Below are 14,630 nucleotides of genomic sequence, written 5' to 3'. Positions count from 1 at the left end.
CAGAACTCTTTGTTATAACGATAAAAACTACGTGATGACTGGCAACCTGAAGGACCCACGCTGTCCCTGTTTTTTACACGCCCCACCTGCGCAGCATCGCTCCTCCCGCGTTGAGACACCAGCGCCCTGCACAGAATTTTGCCACCACCACGCAGGCAACAACACGTTTAATGTATTGAAATTACTAAATTATTTTAAAATCAACAACCGGAATACACGACACAGACAAACACCACACGCCCCCTCCACCAGCTCCAATACACCAACCACCCCGGCAAATGGCCGAAAGCTGGGGGCGTATGTGCACAGGTTTGCCCCCCATATCCACATATTGACGACAGCAACCCTTGGCTTCCACAGAGAACAGAAGAATTCAAGGGAGTACAGATTATCATGGCGTCGGGAAAAAAGGCACTGTTGGCTACTGTCATGGCGGCATCAGTTGCCGGGATGCCGCATCTGCTCTGGGCCCCCGCCTACGCGGATGATTACGCGGATCTTCTGGATGTCCTGCGTGCCAAAGGCAGCCTGACCCGGCATGAATACGACACGCTGCTGGCCAAGCATGTCCACCATGCTGCCCTTGCAGCCGAACCCCATGCAACCCACGCCGTCCGTGGTGCCACCAGTGGCACCCGTACCGCCGTCGCCCATGCTGGGCATGGTGCACAGGCTGGCTATGAACCGGGCATCCGCTTTGATGCGGGAGCGGAAGCAAACGATGTCTCCTTGCGCGCAGAGGACGCCGCCACCCGCGCAGAAGCCAGCGCCCGCTCCGCGCAGGAAGCCGCCAACGCCCTGAACAGCGGCAATTTTGTCCGTGTCGCCAAATATGTGCCGGGCAAAGGGCTGACCTTCAAGGCTGGCCCCATTGACATTAACCTCTCCGGTTTTGTGAACGGTTTTTACACCTATAACAGCCCTGCTGGCGGCCGCCCCATTGCGGGTGGTGTTTCCTCCGGCTCGTCGGGTTTTGATTCATCGGCTGTGCGGAACGGGCTGCTCCCCGCCGGGTTCGTGCTGAAAATGAACACCGTACAGCAGGGGATGGATATTTCCGCCGTGCTGGGCATGTATCCGGGGCTGGACAACGCAAAACCCGCCGCCTTTAACGCCAACTCTGGTGGCAGCCCGGTCGGGCTTGGCACAGCAGGCATTGACCTGCGTCAGGTTTACATGACGTTTGGCAACAAGGACATGGGGACATTCAAGATCGGTCGTGATCTGGCGCTGTTCGCCAGCGACGCGATCATGAACGACGCAACCCTGCTGAGCGTGGGCTCCACAGGCAGCAACTCCGCGCCGGGCAATACCTCGCTTGGTCGTATTGGCGTGGGCTATGTGTACGCAGACTGGATTCCGCAGATTTCCTATACCTCACCCAAGCTGGGGGGCTTTCAGGGGTCTGTGGGTATTTTCCAGCCGCTGGATGAATTCGGCTATGCCGATGCCACCAACCCCACTGCCGCCAAAACGCCCAGCCAGTATTCCGCAGGTGCCAGCCAGCATTCCTCCCCCATGGTGCAGGGCCGCGCCGTGTATGATTTTTCGGTATCTGACCTGCAGGTCCACATCTGGGCCAGCTTCCTGATCCAGCACATGCAGGGGCTTAACAGCACGCGCCCCGATGGCAGCACACTGCTGGGCGAAGACCAGCACCACGGCGCCATGGTGGAAGCGGGCGATATTGGCACCAAGCTCACCTACGGCCCACTCGAAGGTGTTGCCTATTACTACCGGGGCAGCGGGCTGGGTACGACCGGCCTGTTCTTTGATGGCGTTGCCGCCAACGGTCGCAAACGTAGCTCGGAAGGCTACTACGTGCAGGGCGCTTACCATATTACCAAAAAATTCCGTCTGGTTGGCAGCTATGGGGTAAGCAACCTGTACCTTGCCGGGGGCGAGAACACGGCGGCGGAAAGTGCTCTGGGCTCGGCAGGGCTGGTGCGCCGCAACCAGTCCGAAGTCGGGGCCGCGTACTACCAGATGACCGACTGGCTGACCGTGATCGGGGAATACTCCCATACCTCCTCAGCCGCGCATGGCGGCGGGAAGGAAAGCGACAATACCGCATCCGGCGGTGTGATGCTGATGTTCTAGTCTGGCTTAAAACCGTTTGTAATTCCTATTTTACATCGGGATAACAAACGGAACAGTTGCCTCTGGCATCTCGGAGGTAGATAAGCGAACCATGACTGTCCGCTTCCCTCTCCTGTGGCCCATGCGCCGCCTTATAACGCTGGACCGTTATGTGCTGCACCAGCTGCTCATTGCACTGGTGGCCACAACGGGGGGGCTGGCGGCACTTATCTGGCTGATGCAGTCACTCCACTTTGTCTCTCTGGTCGTGGACCGGGGGTTATCGCTGCGGGTGTTCATCAGCCTGACCAGCCTGCTGGTGCCGTCCTTTGTGGCGGTTGTCATGCCCATTACAACCTTTGCGGTCTGCCTGTTCATTTACCTGCGGCTGGCAGGCGACCGTGAACTGACAGTCATGCGGGCCTCCGGTCTTTCCCCCCTTGCGCTGGCCCGGCCGGGGCTAATCTGTGCAGTTTTGTCGGCATTGACCGTATTCGTTCTGAATATGTGGATTGTCCCCTCCTCCTATCACGCATTCCGCCAGTATGAGCTCCAGATACGGAACAAAATGGCGGCCTTCATGCTGCAAGAAGGTGTTTTTACCAAAGTCTCCGACACCATGACCGTGTACATCCGCTCGCGCGACCAGAACGGGATTTTATGGGGGATTATGGTAGAAGATGACCGGCAGCCAGACAGCCACGCCACAATTCTGGCAAACCATGGCAATATGATTACCGTCGATGATATTCCGCGCGTCGTGCTTTATGATGGCTCACGGCAGGTCATTGACCGCAAAACAGGCCGGTTGAACATGCTTGTGTTCCAACAGGATACCATGGACCTTGCAACTGCACATCAGGAAAGCCAGCGTGCCCGTGATTCGGCCGAAATGTCGGTAAGCGAGCTACTCTCCCCCGACCCGGATGAAGTGGCTGCGCGCGACAGGGGAAAGTTCATTGTAGAAGGCTGGCGTAGGCTGACATCACCGCTGACATGCTTCTCTTTTGCCATGGTCGGCCTGTTTGCCGTGCTGAGCGGGGGGTTCTCCCGCCATGGCGGCATCACACGCCCGCTTGTGGCCATATTGAGTGTTGTGGGGCTGCTGGCCCTTACGCTGCTGGTGCAAAATCTGGCTGGCCGCAATGTCAGCCTTATTCCCCTTATTCCCCTACTGGCCATTCTGCCGGGGCTGGTCTGCTCGTACCTGCTGTTCGCGCCAGAAATAAAAATACTCCTGCGCTTGCGCCAACAGGCATGAGAGGACGCACGCCCGCATGAGTATTGCCATGACCCTCTCGCGCTATATTGCGCGGCAGTTCGTCCTGTCTGTACTGGCCATGATCGCCTCGCTCACAGGGGTTGTCTGCCTGTTCGACTTTATTGATCTGGTCCGCCGGGTTGCTACCCGGCCCAATGTGTCCACCAATATTGTGACCGAAATCGCAGGGCTGCACATTCCCTATTTTACTATGGAAATCCTGCCTTTTGGCATTTTGCTGGGGGGGATTGTGTGCTTCTGGCGCCTGACCCGCTCATCCGAGCTGATTGTCGCCCGTGCGGCGGGTATTTCTGCCTGGCAGTTCCTTGCAGCCCCCCTTGCCTGCGCCATTCTTATTGGCACAATTGCAACCTGCCTGATCTCCCCCCTCTCCTCCGCCATGTACCACCGCGCGGAGGAGTTGGACCAACAGTACCTGCGCTCCGATGGAGGGCCACTCAGCCTTTTTGGCGGCGCCCTATGGCTCCGGCAGGCAGATACCCAATATGACCCCCATGGCGTGGCCATGCTGCACGCGGGGGATGTGAAAGTAGAAGACGGGCAACTCCACATCCGCAATGTCAGTGTTTTCAGGCTGGACCATGAAAATCGGCTGATTATGCGAATCGAATCTCCGGATGGCTTTCTCAAAACCCATGCGTGGATGTTGCATCATGCAACCGTTGCCAAGCCAAACAGCATTCTGCAACCCGTTGGCACGCTCGTGCTGCCAACAACCCTGACCTTTGAACGGGTGCAGGAAAGTTTTGCATCACCCGACGCATTTTCTGTCTGGACATTACCCGGCTTTATAAGACTGTTGGAACATTCGGGTTTTTCGTCCATACGCCACCGTATTCACTTTCAGTCCCTTCTGGCGCTGCCCATACTGGCAGGCACCATGGCGCTGGTTTCCGCCGGCTTTTCCATGCGTCCGTCGCGCCGGGGTGGGGTCGCCAAAATGGTTGGGTCTGGCGTTATGGCGGGTTTTCTGCTTTTCACCATATCCAAAGTCGCCGAGCAGTTTGGAAAGTCAGGAGCACTCCCCCCCATTCTGGCTGCCTGGGCGCCCACCCTTGCCGGGCTCTGCCTTGCTGTTGCACTACTTCTTCATCTGGAGGATGGCTGATTGATCCTGGCGCTCCGGCCTTTTTGCAGCACCTTGCTGCACCGCCGCTCCGCCCTTAGCGCAGCAACTGCGCTGGGGAGCGTTGCGGCATGTCTGGTGGTCAGCCAACCCAAGGTGGCGTTTGCCCAGTTCAGACCCCAGACCATGCACATCAATACGGGTCGCTCATCCTCCCCCGATGATCCGGCAACCTTTCAGGCCGACAAGGTCGATTACAACGATGTCGAGCATACCGTAACATGGACAGGTAACGTACAGGTCTGGCAGGGCGACCATGTCATGCGGGCCGACAAAATTGTCTATGACAGGGATACGGGCGTTATTGCCGCACGGGGCAATGTGGCAACTGTCCAACCCGACGGATCGGTCGTTTATGCCCATTATGCTGAACTGACAGGCGGCATGAAGGATGGCATCATGCTCCATGTCAACTCCACCATGCCGGACAACGCCAAGCTGGCAGCCAATGGCATGCGCCGCACTGGCGGCAAGATCAATGAGCTGAGCCGCGTCGTCTACACCGCCTGCGAAATCTGTGAAAAAGATAAAACTCGGCCCCCCTTCTGGCAGTTCCGTGCCTTTAACGCGACGCAGGACGTTGAACACCAGAAGATAGATTTCCGTGACGCCTATCTGGATATTCTGGGTATCCCGGTCATTTACTTCCCCTATTTTTCCATGACGGACCCTTCGGCCAAACGGCGCAGCGGTTTTCTCATGCCCGGCATCACCCCGCATGACCGCTACCTGGGCACCTATATTACAATCCCCTATTACTGGGTCATCAACGAACAGTCTGACCTGAGCGTGCAGGGGCTGTTTGCCACCCGGACGGCACCGCAGATCACCGGCCTTTACCGCAACCGCCTGAACTTTGGCCAGTTGAACATCCGCGGAGGCGTTGCCTATGACACCCTGCGCGGCCAGAACTACACCAACAACTTTGGCCAGCCCGTAGACAGCGGGAGCACCAGCCACGGTTTGCAGGGCCATATTTTTGCCAGCGGTGACTTCTCCATCAACCGGTACTGGCGCGGTGGGGCCAACATCCAGCTTGCAAGCTCCGCCAACTACATGCGCGACTACCGTGTGCCGGGTTACGGGTCGGACGTGCTTGCCTCCAACGCTTATCTTGAAGGTTTTGGCACTGGCGCTTACAGCCGCCTGGACGCGCAGTACTATCAGGGCCTGAACCAGGGCGTTATCCACAATACGGACCTGCCTTTTGTTCTGCCCCGTTACACCTACAGCTTTACCGGACAGCCCGATATTCTGGGCGGTCGGCTGAGTGTGGACACAACAGACTTCAACCTCAGGCGTGACAATGGGGTTTCCGACCAGCGCGGGGAGCTCCAGCTTAACTGGAACCGACCCTTCCATACCAAAATGGGCCAGCAGTTCCTGCTGACCCTGCGGCTGGATTCAATGATTTACCGCGCCAACAAGCTCTACCAGCAGCCAACCTACTACAATGCGATGCATACGGTGGTCAGCGGGCAGGTACTACCGACCATTGCCCTTAAAACCAACTGGCCGTTTGTGCGAAGCTTTATGCACGGTCGGGGTACGCAACTGATCGAACCGATTGTGCAGGGTATTTATGCCCCCAACACCGGTGCAGGGGTCAATGATCTGATCCCGAATGAAGACAGTCTGGCTTACGAATTTACCGATAGCACGCTCTTTTCCCTCAACCGCTATCAGGGCACTGACCGGCTGGATGGCGGGTTGCGCGGCAACGTAGGCATTCACGCCAACTGGACATGGGACGGCCATGTCGTGGACCTGCTGGCGGGGGAAAGTTTTCAAGAACACATCACCCGCGACAGGGTCCCCAACTCGGGGCTTGACCACCATGCTTCCGACATTGTGGCACGGGCGCGCTTTATTCCCACCCAGTATTTTGACTTTACCGCCCGCATGCGGCTGGACCCGCACACAACCAAAATCAATTTTGGTGATGCGCTTTTCAGTGCTGGTGTGCCGCATTTCCATATTCGTGGTGGTTATGTCTATGAACCCGTTACCCCGTATTATTACTTTGCCACCAATTACCGCGCCTATTCCCCTACCCAGCTCTACACGCAGCAAACCAGTGAGCTCAGCGGCGGCGCCTCGGTGGACTGGCGGAACTGGTATGCCTCCGCCTTTTCGCGGCGCAGTCTGTCACGCAAGACCTTTGTCTCGGTCGGGGGGGATGTGGGGTACAGCAACGACTGCTTTGGCATCGACATCATGTACCTCAAGCAATACACGTACGTTGGCGGGCAGCAGCGTAACTCGACCTACCTTGTCACGGTAAGCCTTAAAACGCTGGGGGCTTTTGGTCTCAAGTAAGAACTGCTTCAAAAATAGTGTCATCTCCGGTATCACCAACAGATCGTTCTGATATGGCAGAAAGCTGAAAGACCGTTCCGTATGCGTCTGCGCTCCTTAACACTGGCTTGTTGTTCCCTTACCGCGCTGGCTCTGCCACTCTGCGCGGCCGCGCCCCATGCGGCACTGGCGGCTACACACCACCACACACCATCTGGCAAACCCGCAACACCCGCCCAGACGCAGCCCGAACCCGACGACATGATCGTGGCGGTGGTAAACAGCATTCCCCTGACCAAAAGGGACGTGGACAACCGTGGCAAGCTGTTTGCCCTCTCCACGGGGCTGCCTGTCTCCGATGATCTGATGGCCCGCCTGCGCCCACAGATCATTCGCCAGATGATTGACGAAAAACTGCGCACGCAGGAAATTCTGAGCCGCCACATCAACATTGCGCCCGAACAGATTGCCGCTGCCATCGGGAATATTGAAAAACGCAATGGCATGCCCGAGGGAACTCTACGCAGCCACCTTGCGCAGGATGGCGTCTCGCTCACCACGCTCATTGACCAGTTGCGGGTGCAGATCGGCTGGGTTCAGGTTCTACGGCAGGAGCTTGGCCCCCGCTCCCGTGTGGCCGCTGGCGATATTGCCCAGCGTCAGGCAGCCCTGAAGCGCGAAGAAGGCCGGACGGAATACGAAATCAGCGAAATTTTCGTCAAGGTGGATGACCCACGCCACGCGGAAGACGAGTTGGCCTTTACCAACACGGTTATTGAGGAACTGCACAAGGGAGCGCCCTTCCCCATTGTTGCGGCCCAGTTCTCCCAGAGCCAGACAGCGCTTGACGGCGGCTCCATGGGCTGGGTGCAGGAAGACGAACTCGACCCCAGCGTGGTCGATATTGTGCGGCAGATGCCCGTTGGTGTTGGCGCTGTCTCCAACCCCATTACCGTGCCCGGCGGGTTTGTAATTGTCACCTTGAACGGCAAGCGCGTGGTCGGCAAGGAAATGGGCCATATGGTTGATATCCGGCAGGTTTTTGTCGGGTTTGACACGCCGCTGGACCCCCAGCATGTTACCCCGCAGCAGGAAGCCGCCCTGCAAAAAGCCATGCACATCAGCCAGACAACGCATAACTGTGCGGAAATGGAAGTGGCGAACAAAGCCGAAGGCGAGAAACGACCGGGCAATCCGGGCGAACTGCCGCTGGAGCGCCTGAACCCGCAGATGCAGTCCGTGCTGAGCGAGCTTCCACTCAATCAGGTCTCCCGCCCCATGGTCTCGCGTGAGGGGATTGCCCTGCTCATGGTCTGCTCCAAAACAGAAAAGAACTTTTCCAACCGCTCCCCGAGCGAAATTGCAGACCAGTTGATGAACGAGCGTGTGGAGCAGGCAGCCCGCCAGCTTGACAGCGACCTGCACCGCCGCGCCATGATTGACATGCGCGTTAAACTGAAAGGGGCGTAACCCTGCCTCCCGAACTGGAAAGCCTGCGCGATGTTATTCGCCGGCATGAGTTGGATGCCCGCAAGGCACTAGGCCAGCATTTTCTGCTCGACCCGGGCATTACCGACCATATTGCAGCCCTTGCAGGCTCTCTGGCCGGGCGGCATGTGGTAGAAGTAGGGCCCGGCCCCGGCGGTCTGACCCGCTCTTTGCTGGCCGCAGGTGCCAGTACGGTCACTGCCGTGGAACTGGATAGCCGCGCCGTTGCTGTTATTAAGGAGCTGGCACAGTTTTACCCAGACCGCCTGAGCGTGGTAGAAGCCGACGCCCTGAAGCTGGACCTGACAACACTCTGCCCCGCCCCAAGGCAGGTTGTGGCCAACCTGCCCTACAATGTTGCCACCCCCCTGCTCATAGGGTGGTTGCGTCAGGGTACGGCATGGGACAGGCTGACCCTGATGTTCCAGTGGGAAGTGGCGGAGCGGATATGTGCCGCCCCCGATAGTGACCATTACGGCCGTCTGGCTGTTTTAAGCCAATGGTGTGCCGACTGCGCTGTGGTGATGAAGCTCCCCCCCGGAGCCTTTACGCCCCCTCCCGCAGTCTGGTCAGCCGTTGCCAGCATTACCCCCCACCGTAACCAGCCCTCCCCAGCCCTGTTCAAGGCCATGGAGCGCGTGACCGCCGCAGCTTTTGGCCAGAGGCGCAAAATGCTACGGGGGTCGCTGAAAAGCCTGAATGGAGAAAAGCTGCTGGCTGCTACAAATATAGATGGCACCCGCCGGGCCGAAACCCTGAGCATTGCAGAGTTCGACCAACTGGCGCAGGCGCATCTGGCACTTGGCTGACTAAAACTTAGCGGGTGGTTTTGGCTCTTTCTGCATCCACCATGTAGTCACGGGTATAGGGCACCGCGCTGATGGAGGGGGAAAGCTGCAACTGGAAGTTCATGTGCCCCTGCACACGAAAAGCAAGTTCAGCCGCAACCAGATAGAACTCGAACATTCTGGCAAAGCGCTCATCATACATGGCCACGGCCTCCGCACGGCGGGAGGCAAAACGCTCACGCCAGATGGCAATGGTCCGGGCATAATGCAGGCGCAGGATTTCGCAGTCCGTAACCCATAAGCCGGTCTGCTGCACGGCGGAAAACACCTCGCTCAATGCGGGAGAATACCCACCGGGGAAGATGTATTTATTCATCCATGGGTTGGTCGTCCCCGGCTCATCACTCCGGCCGATGGAGTGGATCAGGGCTATGCCATCGGGGTTCAGGCTGTTGCGAACGGTTTCAAAAAACGCCTTGTAATGCCCCACCCCGACATGCTCGAACATACCGACCGAGATAATACGGTCAAACCTGCGCCGCAAATGGCGGTAATCCAGCAGTTCAAACGTAACCTGCCCTGCAAGCCCTGCGTCCTGCGCGCGCTGGCGGGCAAAAGCAAGCTGCTCCTCCGAAAGGGTGATGCCGGTTACAACCGCGCCGTAGTCTTTGGCCAAAGTCAGGGCCATGCCCCCCCAGCCACAGCCAATATCCAGCACTTCCAGCCCCGATCGGTCGAGTTTGAGCTTGGCGGCAATATGGTGTTTTTTTGCCTCCTGTGCCTCGTCCAGTGTTTCCTCCCCAGTCTGGAAATAGGCGCAGGAATACTGCCAGTCCTTGTCCAGAAAGAGTTCGTACAGACTGTTCCCCAGATCATAATGGTGGGCAACATTCTGCTTTGAGCGGGAAGTGGAATTAAACTGGATCCAGCCGCGCCGCACATAACGCAATGCCGCCGAAAGCTGCTCGGTAATATGCCCCGAGGGGTTCATGGCATTGAGCATGAGCAGGTGCAGCAGGTCGTAGAGCGTGCACTCCATCGGAGCAAGCCCGCCATCCATATAAGCCTCGCCAAATGCCAGACCGGGATTGAACACTAAAGATTTGACCGCTGCTGCGTTTTTTAAATGCACTCCTGCATGTGGTCCGCTTTTTTTGCCACTATAGGTGCTGGTCGTGCCATCCGGCCACAAAACGCGCAAGGAGCCGGATTCCACAAAATGCCGTAAGATCGGGTCCAGAACGCGCTTCATGCTGAAATTTCCCTATATTTGAAAAATATCCTGTCACTGCATAGAGCGTAACGGACAAACCGACAAAAAAAAAGGACCGGCCAAAGCCGATCCTTTTTTCACAGTCTCGCGAAAGCGAAAACTCAGGCCGTTGCGTCCTGAGCTTCAACTTCTTCAGCGTCAGCAACGATTTCGCCTTCAACAAAGGCTTCGTCACCGGCCAGCGTGGCTTCTTCTTCCACGGAGGTCGCTTCGCCACGTGCCTGACGTTCAGCTTCTTCCTGCGAACGGGCAACGTTAACGATAACAGACACGATCACTTCCGGGTGCAGTGCAACCTTGACCTCATACAGCCCCAGGGACTTGATGGGGTGCGCAAGGGAGACCTGCTGGCGGGAGATGGTAAAACCAGCTTCCGTCACGGACTGTGCCACGTCGCGGGTGCTCACGGAGCCATACAGGCTGCCGCTGTCACCAGCCTGACGGATCAGAACAACCGCCAGACCTTCCATCCGTTCGGACAGACGTTCTGCTTCTTCACGGTTTTTGATGTTCTGTGCTTCAAGCTGTGCACGTTCACGATCAAAACGGGCACGGTTGGCTTCGTTCGCACGAATGGCCATGCCCTGCGGCAGCAGGTAGTTACGGGCATAACCCGGACGAACCTTTACCGCATCACCCATCTGACCCAGATGCGCTACGCGCTGGAGCAGGATTACTTCTGTAGCAGCCATGGTTGTTCCCCTCAGCTTACAACGTAAGGAAGCAGAGCCAGGAAGCGGGCACGCTTGATAGCCTGCGCCAGCTCACGCTGCTTTTTTGCAGAAACCGCCGTAATACGGCTCGGCACGATCTTTCCACGTTCGGAAAGGAAGCGGCTGAGCAGACGGACGTCCTTGTAGTCGATCTTCGGCGCGTTGGGGCCGGAGAACGGGCAGGACTTGCGACGACGGTAGAACGGACGACGCGCACCAACAGCCGGACGACGGGCGGCGGGGTTGATTTCTGTTGTTTCAGACATCTGAATTACTCCGCTGCGTTTTCTGGCTGGTCAGCAATCCGGTCGTCGCCACCGCGACGGCCACCACGGCCGCTTTCAAAACGACCACCGGCTGGCTTGGCGCCACCACGGAAGCTGCCACGTTCGCCACGGTCTTCGCCCTTGCGGGACAGAACGGGGGACGGTGCTTCGTCAATTTCATCGACACGCAGCGTCAGCAGACGCAGGACGTCTTCGTTGAGGGACAGCTGGCGTTCAATTTCCTTGAGCAGCTCCGAGCGCACTTCCAGACCCAGAAGAGCATAGTGGCCCTTACGGTTCTTTTTGATGCGGTATGCAAGGCTGCGCAGGCCCCAGTATTCACGCTTGCGAACGGCACCGCCGTCTGCTTCGATCTGAGCGGCAATACCGTCCAGAATAGCGTCCACCTGCTGCTGAGAAATGTCATTACGTGCAATAAGCACGCTTTCGTAAAGTGGCATGTTTGCTCCCTTCGGATACAATCAACCCACCCGCGCCGAACCCTTTCGGCAGCGGTGCCTCTGAACACGCCAGAAACTAAGGGTATAGCCGGACCAATGCCTGAGCCCGGCAGGGAAAGGCAGTCTCAACCACAGCCAGCGTAAAAAAGCAAGGTTTTTTCAGCCGCGCAGATGTGCTGGAATGTCCAGCCCCAATCGGTCTGGCACATCCCACTCCTCCTCCACCCGGCGAATGACTGCAAAGCCCATCTGCTGGTACAGCGGCAGGGCACGGGGATGGTCGGCTGTGCAGGTATTGACCCGCACGGTTCTGGGCTGCGTGGCCCATGCGCGACGCAACACCCCATCCAGGAAAGCCCGCCCGACTCCCTGCCCTATTGCCTCTGGCAACAGGCCAAAATAAGCCAGATTGACATTCTGCGGGTCTGTCAGATTCAGCTCGTAAAAACCACGAATGTGCCCATGCTCGCGCAGCAGGCCAATTTTTATAGGGGCTGTGGCCAGCAACTGGCCCAATGCCTTGTCCGACAGAGCCTGCCGCATCCACCAGCAACACTGCCGCCCTACACCAAAATGCAGGCTACGGTACTGGGACACGGAGAGATGCACGTCATCTTCAAGCATCCACCCATCTGGCAACGTCAGGGCTGGCGTTGCGGGTGGGGTGTTCATGCGCATGAAGGTCACAACAACCTTCATGCGCGTAACCGGCTGAAGAAAGCCTAGATCAGTTATCATCCAGGAAGGAGCGCAGTTTGCGGCTGCGGCTGGGGTGCTTGAGCTTGCGCAGCGCCTTGGCCTCAATCTGGCGAATACGCTCGCGGGTCACGTTGAACTGCTGCCCCACCTCCTCAAGCGTATGGTCAGTGTTCATGCCAATACCAAAGCGCATACGCAGCACACGCTCCTCACGCGGGGTGAGCGATGCCAGAACCCGCGTTGTGGCCTCCCGCAGGTTGGTCTGGATTGCAGCATCCAGAGGAATGACCGCTGTTTTATCCTCAATAAAGTCCCCAAGATGGCTGTCTTCCTCATCCCCGATCGGGGTTTCGAGAGAGATCGGCTCCTTGGCGATCTTGAGCACCTTGCGCACTTTTTCCAGCGGCATGCCCAGCTTTTCTGCCAGTTCCTCGGGCGCAGGTTCGCGACCGATTTCATGCAGCATCTGGCGCGACGTGCGAACCAGCTTGTTGATCGTCTCGATCATGTGCACAGGAATACGGATTGTGCGCGCCTGATCGGCGATAGAGCGGGTAATGGCCTGCCGGATCCACCATGTGGCGTAGGTGGAGAACTTGTAGCCACGGCGGTATTCGAACTTGTCCACCGCCTTCATCAGCCCGATGTTCCCTTCCTGAATCAGGTCAAGGAACTGAAGGCCACGGTTTGTGTATTTTTTGGCGATCGAAATAACCAGCCGCAGGTTGGCCTCGATCATTTCTTTTTTGGCGCGTGCTGAATCGCGCTCGCCACGGGCAACCGTTGCATACACACGCCGGAACTCGCCAATTGGCAACCCGGTTTCCTGCGCCAGACCGGCCACATTGTTACGCAGGTCCACAACTGCTGGCGCATGCTTGGCCACAAAGTTTTTCCATGACCGGCCCGGCAATGCGGAGGCCATGTCCATCCAGCCCGGATCAAGCTCGCGACCGCGATACTTCAGCAAAAAGTCATCGCGGGAGACGCGGCAGCTTTCTGCCAGACGCAGCATCCGCCCTTCCAGCACGTTCAGGCGCTGGAACATCTGCTTGAGCTGGGCCACCAGATCTTCAATCCGGTTGTTGTGCAGATGCACCTGCTCAACCTTGCTGACCAGCTGGTCACGCAGCGCAATGTATTTTTCCTCAAACGTCCCGTCCACGTCCTCACCGGAGGTCAGAGCCTCGATCCGGTGGACCTGCAATTTGCGCAGGGCTTCGTAAAGCGGTTCAATTTCGGCAAAATGCGCAAGAATTTCCGGCTTGAGCTTTTCTTCCAGCGCGGAAAGCGACAGGCCACTGCCCTCACCTTCCATATCACCTTCGGATTCGCTTTCGGCTTCTTCCGTTTCCTCTGCTTCGGATTCGGATTCAGCAAACCCTTCGCCTTCGGCACCCTCTTCCATTGGGCCACCGCTCTGCATGGCCTCCAGGTCCACAATGTCACGCAGCAGCATTTCATTGTTCAGGATTTTTTCGTGCCAGGAGATAATGGCGCGGAAGGTCAGCGGGCTTTCGCACAGGCCGCCGATCATTTCGTCCCGGCCAGCCTCGATCCGCTTTGCAATGGCGATTTCGCCCTCGCGGGAGAGTAGCTCGACCGTACCCATCTCACGCAGGTACATGCGCACGGGGTCATCCGTGCGACCGGCACTTTCGTTCACATTACCGGCGGCGGGACTTTCTGCATCAGATTCGGATTCGGCTTCTTCCTCGTCCGATTCCTCGTCGTCTTCGGCTGGCTTCTGGGCCTCGCCTTCCTCGCTCTCTTCGCTTTCGACCACCTGAATGCCCATTTCGGACAGGTTGGCCATAATGTCCTCGATCTGTTCGGAGGACATTTTATCCTGCGGCAGAACGGCATTCAGCTCATCAAACGTGATGCATCCCCGCTCGCGCCCTTTTGCGACCAGCTTTTTGACCGCGGATGACTGTGTATCCAACAGGCTGGAATCACCATCCTGTTCCTGCGCTGCGTTCGTTGATGCCGTTTTTGTCGCCATGCCAGACCTGCTCCCTCCCCCATCTGTATTCCGGACAGAATACAGAACGACCAGTTTACCACACTACACTGTTCACGTTATTCGGGGCGGGCAGGACGTGGGATATACTGAGCGCGAAGTCAAGAGGAACACCCTCAGGAACATTCAAACGC

Annotated in this window: 12 protein-coding genes; 6 read left to right on the top strand and 6 right to left on the bottom strand. The window is 57.7% G+C overall.

Annotation, left to right across the window (positions count from 1 at the left end; genetic code table 11):
- The first annotated feature begins 393 nt into the window (after window positions 1-393).
- The 6 genes from HK26_RS03655 (at window position 394) to rsmA (ending at window position 9,082) form a co-directional block, all read left to right on the top strand.
- A complete protein-coding gene (locus HK26_RS03655) occupies window positions 394-2,100 on the top strand; it encodes a hypothetical protein (protein WP_086638510.1) in 1,707 nt (568 codons plus the stop codon).
- 91 nt (window positions 2,101-2,191) lie between these two features.
- A complete protein-coding gene (lptF, locus tag HK26_RS03650) occupies window positions 2,192-3,340 on the top strand; it encodes an LPS export ABC transporter permease LptF (protein WP_374188211.1) in 1,149 nt (382 codons plus the stop codon).
- Between the two features lie 16 nt (window positions 3,341-3,356).
- Window positions 3,357-4,469 (top strand): LPS export ABC transporter permease LptG, encoded by a 1,113-nt coding sequence (lptG, locus tag HK26_RS03645; protein WP_086638509.1) that lies wholly within the window; start codon window positions 3,357-3,359, stop codon window positions 4,467-4,469.
- A gap of 6 nt (window positions 4,470-4,475) precedes the next feature.
- Window positions 4,476-6,806 (top strand): LPS-assembly protein LptD, encoded by a 2,331-nt coding sequence (locus HK26_RS03640; RefSeq protein ID WP_086638723.1) that lies wholly within the window; start codon window positions 4,476-4,478, stop codon window positions 6,804-6,806.
- A gap of 81 nt (window positions 6,807-6,887) precedes the next feature.
- The gene (locus HK26_RS03635; RefSeq protein ID WP_086638508.1) at window positions 6,888-8,255 is read left to right on the top strand and encodes a peptidylprolyl isomerase; all 1,368 of its coding nucleotides are present in this window, start codon (window positions 6,888-6,890) and stop codon (window positions 8,253-8,255) included.
- 50 nt (window positions 8,256-8,305) lie between these two features.
- Window positions 8,306-9,082 carry a 16S rRNA (adenine(1518)-N(6)/adenine(1519)-N(6))-dimethyltransferase RsmA gene (rsmA, locus tag HK26_RS03630; protein ID WP_219337079.1) on the top strand — a complete coding sequence of 259 codons (777 nt, stop codon included), beginning with the start codon at window positions 8,306-8,308 and terminating at the stop codon, window positions 9,080-9,082.
- A gap of 7 nt (window positions 9,083-9,089) precedes the next feature.
- On the opposite strand, the gene HK26_RS03625 is transcribed toward rsmA, so the two are convergent.
- The 6 genes from HK26_RS03625 to rpoD form a co-directional block, all read right to left on the bottom strand.
- Window positions 9,090-10,313, bottom strand: a complete 1,224-nt coding sequence (locus HK26_RS03625; protein ID WP_086638506.1) for an SAM-dependent methyltransferase — start codon at window positions 10,311-10,313, stop codon at window positions 9,090-9,092.
- Between the two features lie 122 nt (window positions 10,314-10,435).
- Entirely contained in the window at window positions 10,436-11,026 is a 591-nt protein-coding gene (gene rplI / locus HK26_RS03620) for a 50S ribosomal protein L9 (RefSeq protein ID WP_025827190.1), read from the bottom strand.
- Between the two features lie 11 nt (window positions 11,027-11,037).
- Window positions 11,038-11,313 (bottom strand): 30S ribosomal protein S18, encoded by a 276-nt coding sequence (gene rpsR / locus HK26_RS03615; RefSeq protein WP_025827191.1) that lies wholly within the window; start codon window positions 11,311-11,313, stop codon window positions 11,038-11,040.
- A 5-nt stretch (window positions 11,314-11,318) separates the two neighbouring features.
- On the bottom strand, window positions 11,319-11,774 hold the full coding sequence (rpsF, locus tag HK26_RS03610) for a 30S ribosomal protein S6 (RefSeq protein ID WP_025827192.1): 456 nt from the start codon (window positions 11,772-11,774) through the stop codon (window positions 11,319-11,321).
- A gap of 159 nt (window positions 11,775-11,933) precedes the next feature.
- Window positions 11,934-12,512, bottom strand: coding sequence for a GNAT family N-acetyltransferase (locus HK26_RS03605; protein ID WP_086638505.1), 579 nt, complete (start codon window positions 12,510-12,512; stop codon window positions 11,934-11,936).
- A complete protein-coding gene (gene rpoD / locus HK26_RS03600; RefSeq protein ID WP_086638504.1) occupies window positions 12,502-14,478 on the bottom strand; it encodes an RNA polymerase sigma factor RpoD in 1,977 nt (658 codons plus the stop codon). The genes HK26_RS03605 and rpoD overlap by 11 nt, the downstream gene beginning before the upstream one ends.
- Window positions 14,479-14,630: the final 152 nt, after the last annotated feature.

The organism is Acetobacter okinawensis (assembly GCF_002153655.1).
Taxonomy (GTDB): domain Bacteria; phylum Pseudomonadota; class Alphaproteobacteria; order Acetobacterales; family Acetobacteraceae; genus Acetobacter; species Acetobacter okinawensis_A.
This window is presented reverse-complemented; position numbering and strand designations above follow the sequence as displayed.

What these genes read in the sequence shown, in the direction of transcription:
- HK26_RS03655 (WP_086638510.1), top strand. Translation starts at nt 394, where the DNA reads ATGGCGTCGGGAAAAAAGGCACTGTTGGCTACTGTCATGGCGGCATCA.
- lptF (WP_374188211.1), top strand. Translation starts at nt 2,192, where the DNA reads ATGACTGTCCGCTTCCCTCTCCTGTGGCCCATGCGCCGCCTTATAACG.
- lptG (WP_086638509.1), top strand. Translation starts at nt 3,357, where the DNA reads ATGAGTATTGCCATGACCCTCTCGCGCTATATTGCGCGGCAGTTCGTC.
- HK26_RS03635 (WP_086638508.1), top strand. Translation starts at nt 6,888, where the DNA reads ATGCGTCTGCGCTCCTTAACACTGGCTTGTTGTTCCCTTACCGCGCTG.
- HK26_RS03625 (WP_086638506.1), bottom strand. Translation starts at nt 10,313, where the DNA reads ATGAAGCGCGTTCTGGACCCGATCTTACGGCATTTTGTGGAATCCGGC.
- rplI (WP_025827190.1), bottom strand. Translation starts at nt 11,026, where the DNA reads ATGGCTGCTACAGAAGTAATCCTGCTCCAGCGCGTAGCGCATCTGGGT.
- rpsR (WP_025827191.1), bottom strand. Translation starts at nt 11,313, where the DNA reads ATGTCTGAAACAACAGAAATCAACCCCGCCGCCCGTCGTCCGGCTGTT.
- rpsF (WP_025827192.1), bottom strand. Translation starts at nt 11,774, where the DNA reads ATGCCACTTTACGAAAGCGTGCTTATTGCACGTAATGACATTTCTCAG.
- HK26_RS03605 (WP_086638505.1), bottom strand. Translation starts at nt 12,512, where the DNA reads ATGATAACTGATCTAGGCTTTCTTCAGCCGGTTACGCGCATGAAGGTT.
- rpoD (WP_086638504.1), bottom strand. Translation starts at nt 14,478, where the DNA reads ATGGCGACAAAAACGGCATCAACGAACGCAGCGCAGGAACAGGATGGT.